The following is a 21,408-nucleotide window of genomic DNA, read 5'->3' as shown; positions in this document are numbered from 1 at the left end:
CGGCTGGGCGTACACGCGAAGGGCGGCGTCCGAACCGGACGCCGCCCTTGCTGTGCACACGCTATGCGGCGAGCTTCGCCAGCGCCGCGTCGATCCGGGCCAGGGTCGTCTCCTTGCCCAGGACCTCCAGGGACTCGAAGAGCGGCAGGCCGACCGTGCGGCCGGTGACGGCCACGCGGACCGGGGCCTGGGCCTTGCCGAGCTTGAGGCCGTGGGCCTCACCGGCGGCCAGGACCGCGTCCTTCAGGGAGTCCGGCGAGCTCCAGTCGGCCGCGTCCAGCTTCTCGCGGGCGGTGCGCAGGAGGGCGTCGGAGCCCTCCTTCATCGCCTTGGTCCAGGACGGCTCGTCGAAGACCGGCTCGGTCAGGAAGAGGAAGTCGACGTTGTCCGTGATCTCCGACAGCACCTTCAGGCGGGTCTGCGCGTGCGGCGCGATGGCCTGCCACTTGACCTCGTCGAAGGCCTCCGGGGCCCAGGGGGCGAACGGCGCCTGCAGCCACGGGCGGCAGCGCTCGGTGAAGTCCTTCACGTCGAGCAGCCGGATGTGGTCGCCGTTGATCGCCTCGCACTTCTTCAGGTCGAAGCGGGCCGGGTTGGGCTGCACGTCCGAGACGTCGAAGGCCGCGACCATCTCGTCCATGGTGAAGATGTCCTGGTCGGCGGAGAGCGACCAGCCCAGCAGGGACAGGTAGTTGAGCAGCCCCTCCGGCAGGAAGCCGCGCTCGCGGTAGAGGTTGAGCGAGGACTGCGGGTCACGCTTGGAGAGCTTCTTGTTGCCCTCGCCCATCACGTACGGCAGGTGCCCGAAGGCCGGCACCCGCTGGGCGATGCCGAGCTCCATCAGCGCCTTGTACAGGGCGATCTGACGGGGCGTCGAGGAGAGCAGGTCCTCGCCGCGCAGGACGTGGGTGATCTCCATCAGGGCGTCGTCGACCGGGTTCACGAGCGTGTAGAGGGGCGCCCCGTTGGCTCGTACGATCCCGTAGTCCGGGACGTTCTCCGGCGTGAAGGTCAGCTCGCCGCGGACGAGGTCCGTGAAGGTGATCGTCTCGTCGGGCATCCGGAACCGGACGATCGGCTCGCGGCCCTGGGCCTTGTACTCCTCGACCTGCTCGGCCGAGAGGTCGCGGCAGTGGCCGTCGTAGCCGGACGGCTTGCCGGCGGCCCGGGCGGCCTCGCGGCGGCTGTCCAGCTCCTCCTGGGAGCAGTAGCAGTGGTAGGCGTGGCCGCCGTCCAGCAGCTTCTGGGCGACCTCCTTGTACAGGTCCATGCGCTGCGACTGGCGGTACGGCGCGTGCGGGCCGCCGACCTCGGGGCCCTCGTCCCAGTCGAAGCCCAGCCAGCGCATGGAGTCGAGCAGCTGGTCGTAGGACTCCTCGGAGTCGCGGGCCGCGTCGGTGTCCTCGATGCGGAAGACGAGCGTGCCCTGGTGGTGCTTGGCGAACGCCCAGTTGAACAGGGCGGTGCGGACCAGGCCCACATGCGGGTTACCGGTGGGCGAGGGGCAGAAACGTACGCGGACGGGTGCGCTAGCCACGCTTGACAACCTTGTTGGTGAGAGTGCCGATGCCTTCGATGGTGACGGCGACCTCGTCGCCGACGTTGAGCGGGCCGACCCCTGCCGGGGTGCCCGTGAGGATCACGTCGCCGGGGAGCAGCGTCATGGCCTCGGAGATGTTGACGATCAGATCCTCGATGGAGTGGACCATCTCGCTGGTCCGGCCGAGCTGGCGCTGCTCGCCGTTGACGGTGAGCTGGATGGTGAGGTCGGAGGCCTTCTCGAGGTCCAGGTCCGTTTCCACCCAGGGGCCCAGCGGGCAGGAGGTGTCGAATCCCTTGGCCCGCGCCCACTGCTTCTCGCGCTTTTGGACGTCCCGTGCGGTGATGTCGTTGGCGCAGGTGAAGCCGAAGATCACGTCCTTGACGCGCTCGCGCGGGACCTCGCGGCACATACGGCCGATGACGACGGCCAGCTCGGCCTCGTGGTGGAGGTCCTCGGTGAAGGACGGGTACTGGATGTCGTCGCCGGGGCCGATCACCGCGGTGGACGGCTTGAAGAAGGCGAACGGGGCGTCCGGCACGTCGTTGCCGAGCTCGCGGGCGTGCTCGGCGTAGTTGCGGCCGAAGGCCACGACCTTGTTGGGGAGCACCGGCGGCAGCAGCCTGACCTTGCTCAGGGGCACCTTCGTGCCGGAGAGCTCGAAGTCGGCGAACGGGATGCCCTTGATGATGTCGAGGACGAGCTCGTCAGGCTTGTCGCCTTCGACCGCGCCGAAGGCGACGTTCCCGTCGATGGAGAATCTGGCGATGCGCACGGGATCCCTGCGCCCCTCACTTGAGCCGGCTGGAGTCTGACGCTCCAGGCTAACGCGGTCAGGGGCGGGCGCCTCGCCCATTGTGGCGGGCGCCCCGGCCGTCGTGCGGAAGCCGTCGCACGGCCGATTGTTCGTACATGAAGTGCTGGTCCACGAATTGTTGGTACATGGTTGAACAATCGGCCGCCCGGCCGCGTACTACTGGGCGGCGGCGGTGACGGGGATCTGCTCGAGGATGGTGCGCTTGGGGTTCGCGGTCTGAGCGGGGAGGGCAAGGGAGTGCTCCGGCTGCTGCGGGATCCGCAGTTCCTCCGCGTCGGCGAGGTGGGCCAGCGTCGTGCGCCGCGGGTTGGCTATCGTGCGGATCATCATCGTCGTCTTCACGGTTGCACTGGATCCTGTCGTGACGGGTGGGCAGAAACATCCCTCTTGTAAAGCGCCAGGCTAAACATGCGATTCCCGGTGGAACTCGCGAGGAGCCCCTGATCGGTATGTGAGTTTGCTCACGGACCCAAGGGCAAACCGGTCATTTCCGACTCGCATTTCACCCCTACGAAACGGACATTGGGCACCTGAAGCCATCATTCCGCTCCTGATCATCGCGACTGGGACACCTTCCGCGCACGAGCGGCTCGCGGGCATAAGTCCGATATAGGCGAGATTAGTTTCTACGGCAGGTAATCTCGCCCTCACGTGGTGTCACGTATGTCACGGCTCGACCTACGGGCCTTGTTGGAGATCCTGCACTGTGCTGGAATTCCACGGACCGCCGCAGGATCGAGCCGGCGCACAGGGGGCGCATCGAGCGCCGAGCGGCGGCTAGAAGGGGGAGCCAGCGCCGGTCCATCACGACCATCGGGGAGCGTGTTCAGGACGCTCCCTACTACGCCGACACCGTGTCCGTCCGCTCGCGCGGAGGGGCGCCTGGTCCAGAGGTTGCGACGCTAGTGCAGGGACGTTTCAAGAGGGATGGCAGCGCTTCGGCGGAGCCGGAGCACGGCGGGGCCGACCGAGGTCCCTCGCCCCAGCACGCCCAGAACCCGGGCCCGGTTCAGACGGTCGACGGCGGTGAGCGCTCCGGGCGCCCCGCCGTGTCCGCGTCCCCGGGTGCGGCGAACCCCACCACACCGCCGACGAAGAAGCCGCCGAAGGGCACCGTGGGCCCCGGCTCGCGAATAGCCCTGCGCAACTGGCGTATTTCCACGCGCCTCGTCGCGCTGCTGACGCTCCCGGTGGTCGCGGCCACCTCGCTGGGTGCCCTGCGCATCAGCGACAACATGGACGACATCCAGCAGCTCGACAACATGCGGCTGCTGACGGACATGACCAAGCGGGCCACCGAGCTCGCCGCCGCCCTCCAGGAGGAGCGCGACCAGTCCGCCGGTCCGCTCGCGCACGGCGCGAAGGCGACGGACTACACGGTCAAGGGCTACCGGGACAAGACGGACCGGGCCATGGACAGCTTCGTCGAGGCGTCCGAGGAGATCGACGACAACAGCTCGGACGGCAACCTCAAGGGCGTCCGTGACAACCTCGTCCAGCTGGTCGGCGACCTGAGCGACATCGCCAAGATCCGCAACACCGCCTACGAGGCCAAGGACAACTCCACGCAGACGGTGGAGGCCTACCACCGGCTGATCACCAACCTGCTCGGCCTCTCGCAGGACATGGCCGAGGCCACCAGCAACCCGGAGATGATCCAGAGCACGCGTGCCCTGGCCGCCTTCTCCACCGCCAAGGAGTACGCCTCCATCCAGCGCGCCGTCCTCGCGGCCGCGCTGCCGGCGAACAACGACACCTTCGGCAACCTCTCCGACAACGACCGGCTGTACGCCGACTCGGCACTGGCGAGCCAGCGCTCCGAGCTCAAGAGCTTCCGGAGCATCTACGGCACCCAGGCCGCGGCCGACCTGCTGAAGTCGATCGAAGAGGGCAACCCGACGATCAAGGCCAGCGACACCTACGCCAGCCGCGCCCTCAGCTCCGACACCGGTCTGCAGTCGCTGGACAAGCGGTCGTACCGGGACTGGGTGGACGACAGCACCACCAAGCTCCAGGGCATGCGCGCCATCGAGACCACGCTGCTGGAGGAGATGGAGCAGAAGGCCCGCGAGCTGCGCAACGAGTCCGAGCGCGAGGCGATCATCTCCGGTGCGCTCATCCTGCTCGTGCTCGGTGTCTCGCTGGTCGGCGCCTTCGTCGTCGCCCGCTCCATGATCCGCTCGCTGCGCCGCCTGGAGGAGACCGCCACCAAGGTCGCCCAGGACCGCCTGCCCGAGCTGGTCAAGCAGCTCTCCGAGTCCGACCCGCAGGACGTCGACACGTCCGTCGAGTCGGTCGGTGTGCACTCCCGGGACGAGATCGGCCAGGTGGCCGCGGCCTTCGACGACGTGCACCGCGAGGCGGTCCGCCTCGCCGCCGAGCAGGCCTTGCTGCGGGGCAACGTCAACGCGATGTTCACCAACCTCTCGCGCCGCTCCCAGGGCCTCATCCAGCGTCAGCTCTCGCTCATCTCCGAACTGGAGTCCCGCGAGGCCGACCCGGACCAGCTGTCCTCGCTCTTCAAGCTCGACCACCTCGCGACGCGTATGCGCCGTAACGGTGAGAACCTCCTCGTCCTCGCCGGTGAGGAGCCCGGCCGCCGCTGGACCCGCCCGGTCCCGCTGGTCGACGTGCTCCGTGCCGCGGCGTCCGAGGTGGAGCAGTACGAGCGCATCGAGCTGGCCTCCGTGCCGACCACCGAAGTGGCCGGCCGCGTGGTCAACGACCTCGTGCACCTGCTCGCCGAGCTGCTCGAGAACGCGACCTCCTTCTCCTCGCCGCAGACCAAGGTCAAGGTCACCGGTCACGCGCTGCCCGACGGCCGTGTGCTGATCGAGATCCACGACACCGGTATCGGCCTCTCCCCCGAGGACCTCGCGGCGATCAACGAGCGGCTCGCCTCGCCGCCCACCGTGGACGTCTCGGTGTCCCGCCGCATGGGTCTGTTCGTGGTCGGTCGACTCTCGCAGCGCCACGGCATCCGCATCCAGCTGCGTCCGTCCGACTCCGGTGGTACGACCGCGCTGGTCATGCTGCCCGTCGACGTCGCCCAGGGCGGCAAGAAGCCCGCTGCCGGCAAGCCCGGCCCGAACGGCCCGGGTGCCTCCGGCGGTCCGGCCGCCGCGCAGGCCGCCGCGGGTGCGGCTGCCGCCCGTCGCCAGGCCCAGGCCGGTGGCGGCTCCCTCGGCGCGGGTGCGCCGGGCGGTGCGCTCGGTGCCGGTGCCTCCGGCGGGGGCCTGCTCGGTGGCGGTCAGGGACCGCGGGCCGCGCTGCCCGGACGTGACGGTGGCGGGATGCCGGGTGGACCGGGCGCGCCGCGCGGGCCGCAGGGCGGTCCCGGCGCTCCGTCGCAGGGCCGGCCGGCTCCGGCCGGCGCGGGCTACGGTGGCCAGGCCCCCGGTGCGCCGCAGGGCATGCAGGCCTCGGGCATGGGCGCGGACGGGTTCGGCGGGGGCCAGGACGCCTTCGGCGGCTCCCGTGGTCAGGGCCAGCAGTCCCGGCCGGCGCCGCAGTCGCCGCCCCCCGGTGGTGAGAAGGGCCGTCGTGGCCGCCAGCCGCAGCTGCCGCCGCGCGGTGGTCCGCGTGCCGAGCTGCCGGGCGCCGGCCAGCCCTCCCGTCCCAGCTGGAGCGACGAGAACGCGCAGCCGCCGGTGCCGCGCGCCTCGCTCGACACCCCGCGCGGACACGACGAGGACCCCTCGCAGACCTCCCGGATGCCGCGCGTCGACGACCGCCAGGGCCCCGGCTCCACCTCGGAGTTCGCCCGCCAGGACTTCGACGCCCCGGCCCCCGGCGGTTACAACTCCCAGAACACGGGCCAGTACGCCCGCCCCGGCGCCGGCGGACCGCAGAACCCCGGTGCGAACGGGCAGCAGAACACCGGCCAGTTCGTCCGCCCCGATGTCTTCGGCACCCAGGGCGGGCAGAACAACCCGTCGCAGACGGGCCAGTTCTCCGTACCGCAGGCGTACGACGGCAGCTCGACCGGTCAGCACTCGCTGCCCGGCCGTGGCAACCCGGAGTCCACCGGCCAGTTCGAGCGGCCCCAGGTCAACGGCAGCTACGGCGGCAACTCGGGCCTCGTCGGCCCGGCGCAGCCCCCGGTCCCGCCGCGTCCGCAGCAGCGTCCGACGCGTCAGGAGCCCGAGGCCCTGCCGCCGGCGACCGGTCCCGGCGACGGGCGTACGCCGCTGTACGACACGCTGGAGACCAACTGGTTCCACGGCGCCCAGGGCGGTCAGCAGGAACGCCGGCCCGGCGCCAACGGCTCGGCCCAGGCTCCGCACCACGAGCCGCCGGCCCCCGCGGAGCGGCCGCAGGCCCCCTCCGCCCCTCAGCGTCCCCAGTCGACCGCCTGGCGCACCTCGCCGAACGACGATCTCGTTCGGCAGGCGGAGCGCGTCCGGCAGCCGGCCGCGGGCGGTGTCACCACCTCCGGCCTGCCGCGCCGGGTGCCCAGGGCGAACCTCGTCGCGGGTACGGCTCAGCAGCAACAGCACCAATCCGGTCCGGCTGTCTCGCGTGCGCCTGATGACGTACGCGGCCGTCTGACCAATCTCCGTCGGGGTATCGCGCAGGGTCGCCAGGCCGGCACCGGCCAGACCGGCAGCTTCCCGAGCCCCACTCACCAGCAGGAGCGTTAGTTGAGCCAGATGAGCCAGGCGGCACAGAACCTCAACTGGTTGATCACCAACTTCGTGGACAACACCCCGGGTGTGTCCCACACCGTCGTCGTGTCCGCCGACGGTCTGCTGCTGGCGATGTCGGAGGGTTTCCCCCGCGACCGTGCCGACCAGCTGGCGGCCGTCGCGTCGGGTCTGACGTCTCTGACAGCGGGAGCGTCCCGGATCTTCGAGGGCGGCGACGTGGCTCAGACCGTCGTCGAGATGGAGCGGGGATTCCTCTTCCTCATGTCCGTCTCGGACGGCTCGTCCCTCGCCGTCCTGGCACACCCCGAATGCGACATCGGCCTCGTCGGCTACGAGATGGCGCTGCTGGTCGACCGCGCGGGCGCGGTGCTCACGCCCGACCTGCGCGCCGAGCTCCAAGGCAGTCTGCTCCACTGATCGCCCCGGATCCAACCCGTCTCACCAAATCACCGTCCGGCCGCCACAATCCCCCCACTGGCCCTTACCAGACGGCTTGAATGACCGACTTGCTGTCCCAGCCCGGAGGATTCATGACCCCGCCCACCGCCTCTCATGATCCGTACGCGGAGCCGTACGAGGATGAGGGCGACCAGCCGCTGGTCCGTCCGTACGCGATGACCGGCGGCCGGACCCGGCCGCGCTACCAGCTGGCCATCGAGGCCCTGATCAGCACCACGGCCGACCCGGCAGCGCTCATGGGGCTCCTTCCCGAGCACCAGCGCATCTGCCATCTGTGCCGTGAGGTGAAGTCGGTCGCCGAGGTCTCCGCGCTGCTGTCCATGCCGCTGGGCGTGGCCAGGATCCTGGTCGCGGACCTCGCCGAGGCCGGCCTGGTCGCCATTCACCAGCCGGGTGGCGACGAGAACAACGGCGGCGCTCCGGACGTGACGCTGCTCGAAAGGGTGCTCAGTGGACTTCGCAAGCTCTGAACCGGGCCGGGCGACCACATCCGCCAAGATCGTGGTGGCGGGTGGCTTCGGCGTGGGCAAGACCACGTTCGTCGGCGCCGTCTCGGAGATCAACCCGCTGCGCACCGAGGCCGTCATGACGTCCGCGAGCGCGGGCATCGACGACCTCACGCACACCGGTGACAAGACCACCACCACGGTGGCCATGGACTTCGGCCGTATCACCCTGGACCAGGACCTGATCCTGTACCTCTTCGGTACGCCCGGCCAGGACCGCTTCTGGTTCATGTGGGACGACCTGGTGCGCGGTGCCATCGGCGCCGTCGTCCTGGTGGACACCCGCCGTCTCGCCGACTGCTTCCCCGCGGTCGACTACTTCGAGAACAGCGGGCTGCCCTTCGTCATCGCCCTCAACGGCTTCGACGGGCACCAGCCCTACACGCCCGACGAGGTGCGCGAGGCGCTGCAGATCGGTCCGGACGCGCCGATCATCACCACCGACGCCCGGCACCGTGCCGATGCCAAGAGCGCGCTGATCACACTGGTCGAGCACGCCCTGATGGCACGGCTGCGGTAGATCAAGTCGGCAGCGTCATACGGCAGTTGTCGTAGTTGTGCCGGAGCCGACTGTGGCCTTTGACACGGTCGGCTTCGTTGTTCATAACGTTTCGGCAGAGGAATCGGGTGGTATGGCCACTCGTCGCGGTCAAGCGGTGTCGCTGCGTTCACAAATGCCCCGTCTTTTGACGGGGCTCGCTCTTTATGACCGTTTTATCTAGGGCTTACATCGCTCGGAATCCGATCCTTCCACTGTTTGGAAGAGCGCAGGCCGACGTGCTGGAATGCGAGAACTGCCCAATAGTCAAAGACGTACTCAGCAGTAGCACGTACTCGATGGCGAACTGGGCTCTGAGACACAGCGGCACATACGTAGGTGCCGACCCCGCCGGAAGGTTGTTGGTCGAGTGAGGCGAAGCAAGAACAGTCCCGAGCCGTCGGCCCGGGGCAACTTCACCCCGCCGCCGCGCGGAGCGGCGCCCGCCCCTGTGCCCGGATCGGAACCGACGGCGGCGCCCGCGCCGAGCGGCGGCCGTCTCTCCCCGCGCAACTGGCGCGTGCCGACCCGGCTGAACGCGATCCTGCTCATACCCGTGCTGGTCGGCCTCGTCATGGGCGGCTTCCAGGTGAAGAGCTCGATCGACACCTGGCAGGAGGCCGAGGACGCGGAGAGCACCGCGCGTCTGGTGCGGGCCTCCCTGAACTACGCCGACGCGCTCTACAACGAACGTGACGCCTCCGCCGCCCCCCTGCTCCAGGGCAAGGGCCAGGACGACCCGACCGTCACCGCGCTCCGCAGCAAGACGGACAAGGCGGCCGACGAGTTCGACGTGGCCGCGCAGAACATGCCGCCGAAGCCCGGCCTGGAGCGCCGTCTGAGGCTGTTCCGCGAGGCCGAGCCGAAGCTCGCGAACCTGCGGGCGGCGGCCTACACCTCCAAGCTCACCGGCGTGCAGACCGAAGAGGGCTACGTCGAGGTGGCGCACCCCCTGACGGAGTTCGCCAACGAGCTCGGTCTCGGTACCGGCAACATCACCTCCTACGGCCGTACCGTCTACGCGATCGAGCTCACCAAGGCGGCCCTGTCGCTGCAGCGCTCCATCGGCATGCACCTGCTGGTCAAGCCCGGCCCGACGCCGGCCAGCTTCGCCAGCCAGCGGGTCGCCCTCTCCTCGTACGCCTACCTCGAGGGCATCGCCGTCGAGGAGTACAAGGGCGGTGGCACCGAGGCCGACGCGCAGAAGCTCAAGGACGCCGAGGCGGACATCAGGGCCGAGGGCGCGGCCATGGCCAAGGAGGCCGCGGCCAAGAACCCGGACTACGTCCCGCCGCCGGCCAAGCCCACCGACATGGTCAAGGGCATCGGCGGCCTGCAGTCCACGGACACGAGCGAGCGCGCCGCGCTGGCCGAGAAGGGCATCACCGCCGAGAACTGGTGGGCGGTCAACACCCTCAAGTACAGCGCGTACCAGCAGATCGAGTCCGACCTGGCCGACACCGCGGTGAACGAGGCGTCCAACATCGCCGACGAGGCCAAGCGCGACGCCCTGATCACCGGTGCCGCCGTCGTGGTCGCCCTGCTCGCCGCGTTCATCCTGGCCGGCATGGTCGCCCGCCAGATGTCCCGCTCGATGCGCCAGCTGCGCAACGCCGCCTTCGGCATCGCCGAGCAGCGCCTGCCGATGCTGGTCGACCAGCTCTCGCGCACCGACCCGGGCCGCGTGGACACCCGCGTGCAGCCCATCCCGATCAACACCCGCGACGAGATCGGCGAAGTCGCCCGCGCCTTCGACCAGGTCCACCGCGAGGCCGTCCGGCTCGCCGCCGAGCAGGCCCTGCTGCGGGGCAACATCAACGCGATCTTCACCAACCTCTCGCGCCGCAACCAGTCGCTGATCGAGGGCCAGCTGACCCTGATCACCGACCTGGAGAACAACGAGGCCGACCCGGACCAGCTGGAGAACCTCTTCCGCCTGGACCACCTCGCGACCCGTATGCGCCGCAACGGCGAGAACCTCCTGGTCCTCGCCGGCGAGGAGCCCGGCCGCCGCTGGGACCAGCCGGTCCCGCTGGTCGACGTGCTGCGCGCCGCCTCCTCCGAGGTGGAGCAGTACGAGCGCATCGAGCTCTCCGGCGTCCCGGAGGCCGAGATCCACGGCCGCGCCGTGACCGACCTCGTGCACCTGCTCGCCGAGCTGCTGGAGAACGCGACGACGTTCTCCTCCCCGCAGACCAAGGTTCGCGTGACCGCCACCCGTCTCCCCGACGGTCGGGTCATGATCGAGATCCACGACAAGGGCATCGGCCTCACCGCCGAGGACTTCGCGGACATCAACCACAAGCTGGCCAACCCGCCGACCGTCGACGCCGCGATATCCCAGCGCATGGGCCTGTTCGTGGTCGGCCGGCTGTCCGACCGGCACGGCATCCGCGTCCAGCTGCGGCCCTCGGGCGAGCAGGCCGGCACCACCTCGCTGGTCATGCTGCCGGACGCCATCACCCACGGTGGCGGCGGCGAGCAGCAGCCCGCCCACGACGAGTTCACCGTCTCGCAGATCATCCCGGAGCAGAGCTTCCAGGGTGAGAACTTCAGCCAGCCGATGCGTACGGCGGCCGAGCTCGGCTTCGACGACACCCGCTACGCCCAGGTCCCGGACGACCTCCGCGACCTGGACCCCGTCGGCCGCTCGCTGATGCGCGAGGAGCGCCGTGCGGCCCTGGAGGCCGAGGCCCACGGCCAGCCCGCCCTGGAGGGCCCCGAGGCGCCCGCCTACGCGGACGACTTCCCGGCCCAGCCCTCCTACGACAACGGCGCGAACGGCTACGCCGAGCAGCCCTCGGCGTACGACCGTCAGCCGGCGTACGAGGAGCAGCAGCAGGCGGCGTACGACGAGCAGCAGATGCCCTCGTACGAGGAGCAGCACCAGGCGTACGACGACACGTACTACGCGCCGAACGGCGGCCTGTCGCGGGACGACACCTTCTCGTCCGGCGGCGGCTACCCCGAGCCGTCCTATCCGGAGCCCGCTCGTGAGGAGCCCGCGGCCGGACGGCAGTCGGCACCGGAGTCCTTCCCGGCCTTCGAGCAGCGACGCCACCAGGACGACTGGCCGCAGCAGGACGAGTACCAGGGCGGCTACCCGGACCAGTACGCTCCGCAAGCGGAATCCGCGCAGGCCGGTGACGTGGACGAGCGTGACCGCGTAGGCTTCGACCGTCCGGGACCGGCCCCCGCCGCCGGCCACGCGCTGACCGACGCCGGGCTTCCCCGTCGCGGAGCCGCGGCGAGCGGTACGAACGGCGCACGGCCCGCGCGGCAGGAAGCACCGGCACCGGCCCCCACACCGGAGAGCAACGGCGACAGCTGGCGTTCGCAGAACGACGAGCGCTGGCAGCAGGCCTCCGCACTCCGGAAGCCCAAGGCGGGCGGGGTCACCTCCTCCGGCCTGCCGCGGCGGGTCCCGAAGGCCAACCTGGTCCAGGGAGCCGCCGAAGCCACCCCCCAGGGCGGCCCACAGGTCTCCCGCGCTCCCGAGGACGTCCGGGGCAGGCTGAGCAACCTGCGCCGGGGTGTCCAGCGGGGTCGCAGTGCGGGAAGTGAAACGAACGGCCAGGGCTTCGGTCCTGACAGCACCTACAACCAGGAGCGTTAGTGTGAGCCCGATGAGCCAGGCGGCACAGAACCTGAACTGGTTGATCACCAATTTCGTGGACAACACCCCCGGGGTGTCGCACACGGTGGTGGTCTCCGCCGACGGACTCCTTCTGGCGATGTCCGAAGGCTTTCCGCGCGACCGCGCCGACCAGCTCGCGGCCGTCGCCTCCGGTCTGACGTCACTGACGGCAGGCGCCTCCCGCATCTTCGAGGGCGGCAGCGTGAACCAGACGGTTGTGGAGATGGAGCGGGGATTCCTGTTCATCATGTCCATCTCCGACGGTTCGTCGCTCGCGGTTCTCGCACACCCCGAGGCGGACATCGGCCTCATTGGGTACGAGATGGCGCTTCTGGTCGACCGTGCCGGTACGGTCCTGACGCCGGATCTGCGTGCGGAGCTCCAAGGCAGCCTGCTCAACTAACAGACAGTCGGTGCGTTTTGGCGTCCCGTGGCCGTAAGGTTTCGGGACGCGGCTCCACATGATGGGTGCCAGGCACAGTCGGAGGAGGAGAGAGAGTGGCAACACCCCCAGGCGGTTCGTCGTCGGGTAATTGGTCGTACGGTCCTGGCCAGGGCCAGAACGACGGTTCCCAGAACCCGAACCGTTACAACTTCCCCTCCGCACCGAGCCAGCGGCAGCCGTACGCCCCGCAGGGTCCCGGACCCTCGCCGTACGACCAGCCGCCGGCGCCGCGTATCCAGCCGGTGCAGCCGCAGCGACGCGCCCCTGAGCCGGCGCCCGCCGGGGCGTCGAACAACCCCCTGGTGCGCCCGTACGCCATGACCGGCGGCCGGACGCGCCCGCGCTACCAGCTCGCCATCGAGGCACTGGTGCACACCACCGCGCAGCCGCACCAGATGCAGGGCCAGTTGCCCGAGCATCAGCGGATCTGCAACCTCTGCCGCGAGATCAAGTCGGTGGCGGAAGTCTCCGCCCTCCTGACGATCCCTCTCGGCGTGGCCAGGATCCTCGTCGCCGACTTGGCGGAGGCGGGCCTGGTCGCCATCCATCAGCCCGGCGGCGACGAGAACGCCGGCGGCCAGCCAGACGTGACACTGCTCGAAAGGGTGCTCAGTGGACTTCGCAAGCTCTAGCGGCGGTCCTTCCCGCTCCACCACCTCGGCGAAGATCGTGGTGGCGGGTGGCTTCGGCGTGGGCAAGACCACGTTCGTCGGGGCCGTCTCGGAGATCAACCCGCTGCGTACCGAGGCCGTCATGACGTCTGCTTCGGCAGGCATCGACGACCTCACCCACACCGGAGACAAGACGACCACGACGGTCGCCATGGACTTCGGCCGTATCACCCTGGACCAGGACCTGATCCTGTACCTCTTCGGTACGCCCGGCCAGGACCGCTTCTGGTTCATGTGGGACGACCTGGTGCGCGGTGCCATCGGCGCGATCGTGCTGGTGGACACCCGCCGTCTCGCCGACTGCTTCCCCGCGGTCGACTACTTCGAGAACTCGGGTCTGCCCTTCGTCATCGCCCTCAACGGCTTCGACGGCAACCAGCCGTACAACCCGGACGAGGTCCGCGAGGCGCTGCAGATCGGCCCCGACACCCCGATCATCACGACGGACGCCCGGCATCGCGCTGACGCGAAGTCCGCGCTGATCACGCTCGTGGAGCACGCTCTGATGGCGCGTCTGCGGTAGCGGCCCCGCTCTTCGGCACGGCCCTCGTTCCTCTCGCGGGAGGAACGGGGGCCGTTGCTCGTTCCGTGGCGGCTGCGGGTGAGTGGGGGCGCGAACGGCCCACGACCGCCCGCAGCCGCCCGCGAGGCAGCACCCCCCGAGCTCCTGAGCGCCTCATGCCTACGGCCCCGCCCTCCCGACGGGAGAACGGGGCCGTACAAGCGTTACAGGCGTCAGCGCCAGCTGTGCGGGGCGCGGAAGCCGGGCTCGCGCTCCAGGCGGCGCCAGCCGGCCTTGGCGCGGCCGCGGTGGGCCGGGGCGGCGTCGGTCGGCTGGGCGGCGGCGCGAGCGAGCAGGATCGCCGTGATGGCGGCGACTTCCTCGGGCTCGGCGTGGCCCTTCTCGACGCGGATGTCAGGGAGGTTCATGGGTGTCAGTCTCCGTGGATGAGGTTTCCGCAGTGGTACCGGTGGGTTACTGCGGGGGGTTGCCGTGCTTGCGGGACGGCAGATCGGCGTGCTTGGTGTGCAGCATCGCCAGGGACTTGACGAGTACTTCGCGGGTCTCGGCGGGGTCGATCACGTCGTCGACCAGGCCGCGCTCGGCCGCGTAGTAGGGGTGCATGAGCTCGGACTTGTACTCCTTGACCATGCGCGCCCGCATGACCTCGGGGTCCTCGGCCTCCGCGATCTGGCGGCGGAAGATGACGTTGGCCGCGCCCTCCGCGCCCATCACGGCGATCTCGTTCGTCGGCCAGGCGTACGTGAGGTCCGCGCCGATGGACTGGCTGTCCATGACGATGTAGGCACCTCCGTAGGCCTTGCGCAGGATCAGCGAGATCCGCGGCACGGTCGCGTTGCAGTAGGCGTAGAGCAGCTTCGCGCCGTGGCGGATGATGCCGCCGTGCTCCTGGTCGACGCCCGGAAGGAACCCGGGGACGTCCAGGAAAGTGACGATCGGGATGTTAAAAGCGTCACACATCTGGACAAAGCGCGCAGCTTTTTCCGACGCCTCGATGTCCAGGACGCCCGCGAGGGACTGCGGCTGGTTGGCCACGATGCCGACGACCTGGCCGTCGAGGCGGGCCAGCGCGCAGATGATGTTCCGCGCCCAGCGCTCGTGGACCTCGAGGTACTCACCGTCGTCGACGATCTCCTCGATGACCTTGGCCATGTCGTACGGCCGGTTGCCGTCCGCCGGAACCAGGTCGAGGAGCACCTCGCTGCGGCGGTCGGGCGCGTCGGAGGACTCCACCCGGGGCGGGTTCTCGCGGTTGTTCTGCGGGAGGAGCGACAGGAGGTAGCGGACCTCCGCGATGCACGTCTCCTCGTCGTCGTACGCGAAGTGGCAGACGCCGGAGGTCTCGGCGTGCACGTCGGCGCCGCCCAGGCCGTTCTGGGTGATCTCCTCGCCCGTCACCGCCTTGACCACGTCCGGGCCGGTGATGAACATCTGGGAGGTCTCGCGGACCATGAAGACGAAGTCCGTCAGGGCGGGCGAGTAGGCCGCGCCGCCCGCGCAGGGGCCGAGCATGACCGAGATCTGCGGGATGACGCCGGACGCCTTGGTGTTGCGCTGGAAGATGCCGCCGTAGCCGGCGAGCGCCGAGACGCCCTCCTGGATACGGGCGCCGGCGCCGTCGTTCAGGGAGACCAGCGGGGCACCGGCCGCGATGGCCATGTCCATGATCTTGTGGATCTTCGTGGCATGGGCCTCGCCCAGCGCGCCGCCGAAGATGCGGAAGTCGTGCGCGTACACGAAGACCGTGCGGCCCTCGACCGTGCCCCAGCCGGTGATGACACCGTCGGTGAACGGCTTCTTGGCCTCCAGGCCGAAGCCCTGGGCCCGGTGCCGGCGCAGCTGCTCGACCTCGCGGAAGGAACCCGGGTCGAGCAGCAGCTCGATGCGCTCCCGGGCGGTCAGCTTGCCCTTGGCGTGCTGCGCCGCGGTCGCCTTCTCGCTCGGGCCGGCCAGCGCCTGCGCACGGATCTCGTGCAGCTCGGCCGTCCGTCCGCGCGCGTCGATCGGCTCACCCGGTGCCTCATCCAAAACGGTCATGTAGTGACCTTACGAAGGACGCGTCGGAAAGCGAGCCGTTGACTCCGTACAGTCTCCGGACCCATTTCCTGGTGCCACTGAACAGAACCATGGCCGCATGCAGCCTTTCCGACTGCTCAGGGGGCTTGCGGGTTGTGGGGGTCGCACAAAGGCGTCACACGAGAGCCACCTCACATCGGTGGGTCGCGCATACCATCCCCGGAGTGACACGGACCCTCAGTCGGCGTCCTGTCGCGAGGACCTCGACCGAGTCGTCGGCGCGCAGGACCCGCCGTACGGGGTGGTCCCAGGTGATCTCCAGCGGCTCGCCGGTGCGCGGCGGCTCGCTGACGCAGAGCGTAGCGGTACGGCCCCGCCGGCGGACCATCACACTCGCGCCGGCGGAGGCGGTCAGCGAGCCGGCCGTGCCCGACTGCCAGAAGTTGGCCGCCGTGAGGCCCAGGGAGGGGACGCGCACCGCCTGGCGTTCGCTGTCGTTCGCGAGGACCTGCGGCCGGCCCGGGTCGACGGCGCGGGCGGCCACCTCACCGCGCTGGGCGCCGGGCATGAGTAGATAGAGGTAGGTCGCGTCCGTCGGGTCGGTGCCGTGGTCCAGCCAGAGGGTCTGCCAGCGCCGGGTGCGGCGCTCGGTCGTGCCGGCGGTGTTGATGTCGGCCCAGGCGCCGGTGCGGTCCTCGCGCAGGGTGCGCAGGGTGCCGTACGGCACCACCCAGCCGCCGTGGCCGGCCAGGTGGGCCCAGCCCCGGCCGCGTACGAGGGCCGGGGTGCCGCCCTCCCCCAGGTTGCGGTTGTCGACGACGGTCTCGACGGGGACGCCGTCGGCGCAGGTGATCCCGGCACCGAGGCAGATGACGGCGTCGTCGACGCAGAACCACGACTTGTGGGCCACGAGCGTCGAGCCCAGCCCCTTCAGGTGCTGTCCGATCGCCGCGTACTCGCCGTCGGTGGTGCCGCCGACCCAGCGCACGGCCGGCTTGGGCGCACCCCACTCGCCGCCGGCCTTGTCGGGGAGGCGGCGGGTGGAGACGGTCGTGCCGGGGAGGCGGTACCAGTCGACGGTCGGCCAGTACCAGTCGGTGTACTGGTCCCCCAGGCCGTCGGCCCACCAGGAGAGCATTCCGGCGCCGGTGTGCCAGCCGCGCGGGTTCTCGCCGTTGCCGCACTCGTAGTGGGCGATGCGGTCACTGGCCATGGCGAGGTGCGCGACGAAGCGCGGGCGGCGGTGCACCGCCCGGTCCATCGCGGCGAAGAGGTGGTGGCCGGCGGGTTCGGGCGCGGCGGCGACGGGTGAGTCGGCGACCGCGTGGAGCCGGGCGAGATCGGCGACACCGAATTGACGAGCCGTCAGGACGGGGGTGACGGTGTCCCGTTCGATCCATCCCTTGGCACGGCCGTACCAGCGCTCGCGTTCCGCCGCGCTCGCGCCGCCCGCCAGGAGAGCGATCGCGGCGATGATCCCCTGCCCGTGGTAGTGGTCGCTCCGCATCACCTGGCGGTCGTCGCTCTTGAGGTAACCCCGGCTGATGGCACGGCCGTTGACGCCGTCCATCACCAAACCGTCGTGGATGAGGGGCGCGTAGGCGCGTTCGACGCTGTCGAGGACGATCTGCCGGCCGGGGTCGGTCACCTCCCACTCGGAGCCGGAGAGCAGGGCGAAGAGGCGGCCGAGGCCGTCGAGGAGGACCTGGCCGTAGGTGCCGGAGTAGGCGACCCAGGTGTGCTGGACGAACGAGCCGTCGGCGTAGAGGCCGTCGCCCCGGGTGACGTACGGGAAGACCGGGGAGAGCGCGTCCCGGGCGAGGGCGATCTTCGCCGGCGTCCGGCCGAGGATGCCGCGCAGGGCGACGCTGCGGCACAGGTCGACGCGGTTGGCGCCGGTGGAGGTGCCGGAGTAGTCGGCGAGCACCGCGTCCGGGACGAAGTGGTCCACGGCCGCGCAGGCGGCGTCGATCCGGGCGTCGGTGAGGTGGTCGTACAGGGCGGCCGTGATGTCCGTCAGGAGCCGCGGGCTGCCGATCTGCCATTCCCACCAGTTGCCGTATCGGGTGGTGGAGGGGTTGTAGACGGTGGCGGAGAGATGGTCGAGGCCGCGCAGGACATCGGCGAGGAGACCCGGGTCCGCGGTGGAACCGGTGCCCTGCTGGACGTAGGCCTGGGTCATGGTCCACAGGCGGCTGTAGCTCTGGGTGATGCCGGCGGGCGGGTCGTAGGGGTGGCCGGGCCACAGGGAGGTGGAGGTGGGGGCCATGGTCGCGCGGAAGCCGCGGGCGAGGGTGCCGGTCTCGACCAGGCGGGAGGCGTACGGCTCGGCGGCCGGGTCGTATCCGGTGCCGAGGGCGATGTCGAGCCAGCGGCGGCGGAGGGTGGCGTACGGATCGGCGCTCGCTGCGCGGGCGGGCGCGGCCGTGGCCAGGAGCGCCGCCGCGAGCAGAACGGCTCGGCGGGTGGGTCCGGTGAGCCCTGTGCGCGGAGAGGTCATGCCCTGGGCATCTACCACCTCGGGGTGATCGCGCCAACACTCGGCGAGGGATGTTGAAACTCGTACGGAATAGGTCTACGGTCTGTCGCGTTGGTGTAGTTCAAGATTCAACATCACACCTAGGGAGCACATCATGGCGAACCTCGACCTGACCGCACTGACCGGCGACTACACGATCGACGCGGCCCACTCCACGATCGGCTTCACCGTGCGCCACGCCATGGTCACCAACGTCAAGGGCAAGTTCACCGACTTCAGCGGCACGCTGCACCTGGACGGCGCCAACCCGTCCGCGTCCGCCGCCTCGATCGACGTCAAGATGGAGAGCATCGACACCGGGTCCGCCGACCGCGACGGGCACCTGAAGAGCGCGGACTTCTTCAAGATCGACGAGTTCCCGACCATGACCTTCCGCTCCACCAAGGCGGAGTCCCTCGGCGGTGACGACTACCGCATCACCGGCGACCTGGAGATTCTCGGCACCACCCGGCCGATCAGCATCGACCTGGAGTTCAACGGCGCCGCGAAGGACCCGTTCGGCAACGAGCGCGTCGGTTTCGAGGGCAAGGCGGAGATCCTGCGCTCCGAGTGGGGCCTGACCTGGAACGCCGCGCTGGAGACGGGCGGCGTGCTGGTCTCGGACAAGATCAAGCTGAACTTCGACATCTCGGCGATCAAGAACGCCTGACGCCTCCTCCGCGAAGCCCGAAGCGCCGGTGAGCCGCCCCGCTCACCGGCGCTTCGGCAGTTCCCGCAGGATCGCGGCGACGCGCGCCGCACGGGCACGAGGGGTCCGGGCCTGCAGCAGGCCGAGCATGAGCTGGTAGCGCTCGGTCCGGCCGAGCCGCTCGAACGCCGCCCTCGCGTCAGGATCCCCCTCCAGTGCCACGCTCAGCTCCTGCGGCACCTCCGCCCTGCTCTGCGACTCGTACGCCGCCTCCCAGCGCCCGTCCGCCTGAGCGGCGGCCACTTCGGCGAGGCCCGAGGGGTGCATGCGACCCTCGGCGGTCAGTTCCGCCACTCGCCGCACATTGACCATGGACCAGAGGCTGCCCTGCCTGCGCGGGGTGATCCGCTGGACGTAGGACGACGTGTCGAGGCCCTTGCGCTGCCCCGTGATCCAGCCGTGGCACAGGGCCGCGTCGTTGATCTCGTCGGCGGTGACGGAGGGGATGCCGGAGCCCTTCTTGGCGACCTTGATCCAGAGGCCGGGATGCGGGGCCGGGTGCTCGGTCAGCCAGGCATCGAGGGCGGCGACGGTCGCGAAGGCGAGGGGGGCCGTGTCGTCGGAGGCGCTCATGGGGGCACGGTAGGCGCGGTGGCGGTCAGATCCTGACCTATATGGATCGCGGCCTAGGTGAGCCCGCGCTCGGCCGTAGCCTCGTCCACGAGCGCTGCCGCCTGGTCGCGGGCGTGCGCGATCGGGTCCGGGAAAACGTTCAGGCCGTGGGCGACGAGGGCTCCCTCGTGCAGCAGCATGAGCGTGCGGCCGAGGCGGTCCGCGTCGTCCGGGGCGATGTCCCCGGCCAGGCGGGTGAACAGGGCCAGCATCCACTGCTTCTGCCCGGCGATGACCGGGACGGCCGGGTGGGCCGGGTCGCTGATCTCGGCGTGGGCGTTGACCATGCTGCAGCCCTTTGAGCCGTACTCCGCCGACCAGGCCCGGGAGGCGTCGAACACGGCCAGCACACGCGCCCTCGGTGTCGCCACCTCGGCGCCGAGGTGGTCGTCGAGGTACCGCGCGAGGAAGGCCCGCCAGCGCTCGTCGCGGCCGGCCAGGTACTCCACGACGATCCGCTCCTTGGAGCCGAAGCGGTCGTAGAGGGTCTTCTTGGTCACCCCCGCCTCCGCGGCGATGAGATCCACGCCCACGGCGTGGATGCCGCGCTCGTAGAACAGCCGCTCGGCGGCTTCCAGGACGCGCCGTGCGGCACGCGTCATCGTGACGCGCTGCGGGGTCGCTGAGGTGCCCATGACCCAAGAGTATACCGATCTGTATAGTTGGTGGTGCGAGCCAGGTAAACCGATCTGTCTAGTGGATGTGGTTGGCGTGCACGCACTGCTGTCCCTCGCCTTCGTCCTGTGCTGGAGCTCCGGCTTCATCGGCGCCAAACTCGGTGCGGGCAGCGCGCCCGCGGTCACGATCCTGATGTGGCGCTTCCTGCCGCTCGCCGTGATCCTCGCCGTCGTGGCCGCCCTGGTGTGGCGCGCGTCGTGGCGGGGCCTGACCGCGCGGGACGTCGCCCGGCAGGCCGCGATCGGGGTGCTGTCGCAGAGCGGCTATCTGCTCACCGTCTACTACGCCATCCAGCTCGGCGTCTCCAGCGGCACCACGGCCCTGATCGACGGGGTCCAGCCCCTCGTCGCCGGTGCGCTGGCCGGGCCGCTGCTGCGGCAGTACGTCTCCGGCCGGCAGTGGCTCGGTCTGTGGCTGGGGGTGGGCGGCGTCGTCATCGTCACCGCGGCCGACGCGGGGGCGGCGACGGGCGTCGCCGCGTGGGCCTATGGGGTCCCGTTCCTCGGCATGCTCTCGCTGGTGGCCGCCACGTTCCTGGAGAGCCGCTCCCGGACGCCGGTCCCGCCCGGGGTGGCGATGACCGTCCACTGCGCCACCAGCGCCGTGCTGTTCTCGGTGTCGGCGCTGAGCACCGGAGCGGCCGCGCCGCCCGCCGAGGCCGGGTTCTGGGCGGCGATCGGCTGGCTCGTCGCGCTGCCCACGTTCGGCGGGTACGGGCTGTACTGGATCATTCTGCGGCGCTCCGGGGTCACCCGGGTCAATACGCTCATGTTCCTCATGGCGCCGGTCACGGCGGTGTGGGGAGCGCTGATGTTCGGTGAGCCGTTCGGCGTGCGGACCGGTGTGGGACTGGCCGTCGGCCTCGCCGCCGTCGTTGTCGTGCACCGGGGCGAGGGCGGTGGGCCCCGCTCGAAATCCGGTGGCCCCGCGCGCGGGGGCGTGCGTAACCTGCCTGCGTGTCCAGCCCCGAAGCCTCCAGACTCCGGCCACCGGCTCTCCGGTGGCCGCCCGTGACGTCCAGCTGATCTGCGCTTCCTTCCGCTGCCGGGCCACTCCGCCGCCGGACGGCCGTTCCACGTGCCGTTTTCGA

18 protein-coding genes are annotated in these 21,408 nt (G+C 70.4%); 10 read left to right on the top strand and 8 right to left on the bottom strand.

Annotated elements, in window-relative coordinates; genetic code table 11:
- Positions 1-61: 61 nt before the first annotated feature.
- The 3 genes from gltX to ACIRD7_RS19565 all read right to left on the bottom strand — a co-directional run bounded on the left by gltX (position 62) and on the right by ACIRD7_RS19565 (position 2,699).
- On the bottom strand, positions 62-1,546 hold the full coding sequence (gltX, locus tag ACIRD7_RS19575) for a glutamate--tRNA ligase (protein WP_403454659.1): 1,485 nt from the start codon (positions 1,544-1,546) through the stop codon (positions 62-64).
- The gene (locus tag ACIRD7_RS19570; RefSeq protein ID WP_403454656.1) at positions 1,530-2,315 is read right to left on the bottom strand and encodes a fumarylacetoacetate hydrolase family protein; all 786 of its coding nucleotides are present in this window, start codon (positions 2,313-2,315) and stop codon (positions 1,530-1,532) included. The genes gltX and ACIRD7_RS19570 overlap by 17 nt, the downstream gene beginning before the upstream one ends.
- 198 nt (positions 2,316-2,513) lie before the next feature.
- Positions 2,514-2,699, bottom strand: a complete 186-nt coding sequence (locus ACIRD7_RS19565; RefSeq protein WP_403454653.1) for a hypothetical protein — start codon at positions 2,697-2,699, stop codon at positions 2,514-2,516.
- 563 nt (positions 2,700-3,262) lie between these two features.
- Here ACIRD7_RS19565 and ACIRD7_RS19560 point away from each other — a divergent pair.
- The 8 genes from ACIRD7_RS19560 (at position 3,263) to ACIRD7_RS19525 (ending at position 13,785) form a co-directional block, all read left to right on the top strand.
- Entirely contained in the window at positions 3,263-7,000 is a 3,738-nt protein-coding gene (locus tag ACIRD7_RS19560; protein WP_403454650.1) for a nitrate- and nitrite sensing domain-containing protein, read from the top strand.
- A 9-nt stretch (positions 7,001-7,009) separates the two neighbouring features.
- Positions 7,010-7,423 (top strand): roadblock/LC7 domain-containing protein, encoded by a 414-nt coding sequence (locus tag ACIRD7_RS19555; protein ID WP_005479910.1) that lies wholly within the window; start codon positions 7,010-7,012, stop codon positions 7,421-7,423.
- A gap of 113 nt (positions 7,424-7,536) precedes the next feature.
- On the top strand, positions 7,537-7,935 hold the full coding sequence (locus ACIRD7_RS19550) for a DUF742 domain-containing protein (RefSeq protein ID WP_003997626.1): 399 nt from the start codon (positions 7,537-7,539) through the stop codon (positions 7,933-7,935).
- Complete coding sequence (locus tag ACIRD7_RS19545; RefSeq protein WP_030051303.1) at positions 7,916-8,491, top strand: ATP/GTP-binding protein; 576 nt, start codon at positions 7,916-7,918, stop codon at positions 8,489-8,491. Before ACIRD7_RS19550 ends, ACIRD7_RS19545 begins: the two co-directional genes overlap by 20 nt.
- 388 nt (positions 8,492-8,879) lie before the next feature.
- Positions 8,880-12,125, top strand: a complete 3,246-nt coding sequence (locus ACIRD7_RS19540; protein ID WP_403454647.1) for a nitrate- and nitrite sensing domain-containing protein — start codon at positions 8,880-8,882, stop codon at positions 12,123-12,125.
- 10 nt (positions 12,126-12,135) lie between these two features.
- The gene (locus ACIRD7_RS19535; protein WP_004983065.1) at positions 12,136-12,549 is read left to right on the top strand and encodes a roadblock/LC7 domain-containing protein; all 414 of its coding nucleotides are present in this window, start codon (positions 12,136-12,138) and stop codon (positions 12,547-12,549) included.
- Between the two features lie 95 nt (positions 12,550-12,644).
- Positions 12,645-13,223 (top strand): DUF742 domain-containing protein, encoded by a 579-nt coding sequence (locus ACIRD7_RS19530; RefSeq protein WP_388642165.1) that lies wholly within the window; start codon positions 12,645-12,647, stop codon positions 13,221-13,223.
- Positions 13,204-13,785, top strand: coding sequence for an ATP/GTP-binding protein (locus ACIRD7_RS19525; protein ID WP_026248371.1), 582 nt, complete (start codon positions 13,204-13,206; stop codon positions 13,783-13,785). The genes ACIRD7_RS19530 and ACIRD7_RS19525 overlap by 20 nt, the downstream gene beginning before the upstream one ends.
- Positions 13,786-13,997: 212 nt before the next feature.
- Here the strand turns inward: ACIRD7_RS19525 and ACIRD7_RS19520 are convergent, their stop codons facing one another.
- The 3 genes from ACIRD7_RS19520 to ACIRD7_RS19510 form a co-directional block, all read right to left on the bottom strand.
- Positions 13,998-14,192 carry an acyl-CoA carboxylase subunit epsilon gene (locus ACIRD7_RS19520; RefSeq protein WP_369273619.1) on the bottom strand — a complete coding sequence of 65 codons (195 nt, stop codon included), beginning with the start codon at positions 14,190-14,192 and terminating at the stop codon, positions 13,998-14,000.
- Positions 14,193-14,238: 46 nt separating this feature from the next.
- Positions 14,239-15,822 (bottom strand): acyl-CoA carboxylase subunit beta, encoded by a 1,584-nt coding sequence (locus ACIRD7_RS19515; protein WP_403454643.1) that lies wholly within the window; start codon positions 15,820-15,822, stop codon positions 14,239-14,241.
- A gap of 154 nt (positions 15,823-15,976) precedes the next feature.
- Complete coding sequence (locus ACIRD7_RS19510) at positions 15,977-18,301, bottom strand: polysaccharide lyase 8 family protein (RefSeq protein WP_403454640.1); 2,325 nt, start codon at positions 18,299-18,301, stop codon at positions 15,977-15,979.
- A gap of 133 nt (positions 18,302-18,434) precedes the next feature.
- On the opposite strand from ACIRD7_RS19510, the gene ACIRD7_RS19505 reads away from it, so the two are divergent.
- Entirely contained in the window at positions 18,435-18,989 is a 555-nt protein-coding gene (locus tag ACIRD7_RS19505) for a YceI family protein (RefSeq protein ID WP_403454637.1), read from the top strand.
- A 42-nt stretch (positions 18,990-19,031) separates the two neighbouring features.
- Here ACIRD7_RS19505 and ACIRD7_RS19500 read toward each other — a convergent pair whose 3' ends face one another.
- Together ACIRD7_RS19500 and ACIRD7_RS19495 are read right to left on the bottom strand one after the other, a co-directional pair.
- On the bottom strand, positions 19,032-19,601 hold the full coding sequence (locus ACIRD7_RS19500; RefSeq protein WP_403454634.1) for a YdeI family protein: 570 nt from the start codon (positions 19,599-19,601) through the stop codon (positions 19,032-19,034).
- A 53-nt stretch (positions 19,602-19,654) separates the two neighbouring features.
- Complete coding sequence (locus ACIRD7_RS19495; RefSeq protein WP_403454631.1) at positions 19,655-20,275, bottom strand: TetR/AcrR family transcriptional regulator; 621 nt, start codon at positions 20,273-20,275, stop codon at positions 19,655-19,657.
- Between the two features lie 76 nt (positions 20,276-20,351).
- Here ACIRD7_RS19495 and ACIRD7_RS19490 point away from each other — a divergent pair, with 76 nt between their 5' ends.
- Positions 20,352-21,332 carry a DMT family transporter gene (locus ACIRD7_RS19490; protein ID WP_403454628.1) on the top strand — a complete coding sequence of 327 codons (981 nt, stop codon included), beginning with the start codon at positions 20,352-20,354 and terminating at the stop codon, positions 21,330-21,332.
- Positions 21,333-21,408: the final 76 nt, after the last annotated feature.

The sequence above is a fragment of the Streptomyces sp. NPDC093568 genome (genome assembly GCF_044764945.1).
Lineage (GTDB): Bacteria > Actinomycetota > Actinomycetes > Streptomycetales > Streptomycetaceae > Streptomyces.
Note: the sequence above shows the minus strand (reverse complement) of the source record. Positions and strands in the feature narration are given on the sequence as shown.

Bases quoted from the DNA above. Each gene is read 5' to 3' on its own strand.
- ACIRD7_RS19550 (WP_003997626.1), top strand. From the start codon at position 7,537: ATGACCCCGCCCACCGCCTCTCATGATCCGTACGCGGAGCCGTACGAG.
- ACIRD7_RS19535 (WP_004983065.1), top strand. From the start codon at position 12,136: ATGAGCCAGGCGGCACAGAACCTGAACTGGTTGATCACCAATTTCGTG.
- ACIRD7_RS19520 (WP_369273619.1), bottom strand. From the start codon at position 14,192: ATGAACCTCCCTGACATCCGCGTCGAGAAGGGCCACGCCGAGCCCGAG.
- ACIRD7_RS19515 (WP_403454643.1), bottom strand. From the start codon at position 15,822: ATGACCGTTTTGGATGAGGCACCGGGTGAGCCGATCGACGCGCGCGGA.
- ACIRD7_RS19500 (WP_403454634.1), bottom strand. From the start codon at position 19,601: ATGAGCGCCTCCGACGACACGGCCCCCCTCGCCTTCGCGACCGTCGCC.
- ACIRD7_RS19495 (WP_403454631.1), bottom strand. From the start codon at position 20,275: ATGGGCACCTCAGCGACCCCGCAGCGCGTCACGATGACGCGTGCCGCA.
- ACIRD7_RS19510 (WP_403454640.1), bottom strand. From the start codon at position 18,301: ATGACCTCTCCGCGCACAGGGCTCACCGGACCCACCCGCCGAGCCGTT.
- ACIRD7_RS19505 (WP_403454637.1), top strand. From the start codon at position 18,435: ATGGCGAACCTCGACCTGACCGCACTGACCGGCGACTACACGATCGAC.
- ACIRD7_RS19555 (WP_005479910.1), top strand. From the start codon at position 7,010: ATGAGCCAGGCGGCACAGAACCTCAACTGGTTGATCACCAACTTCGTG.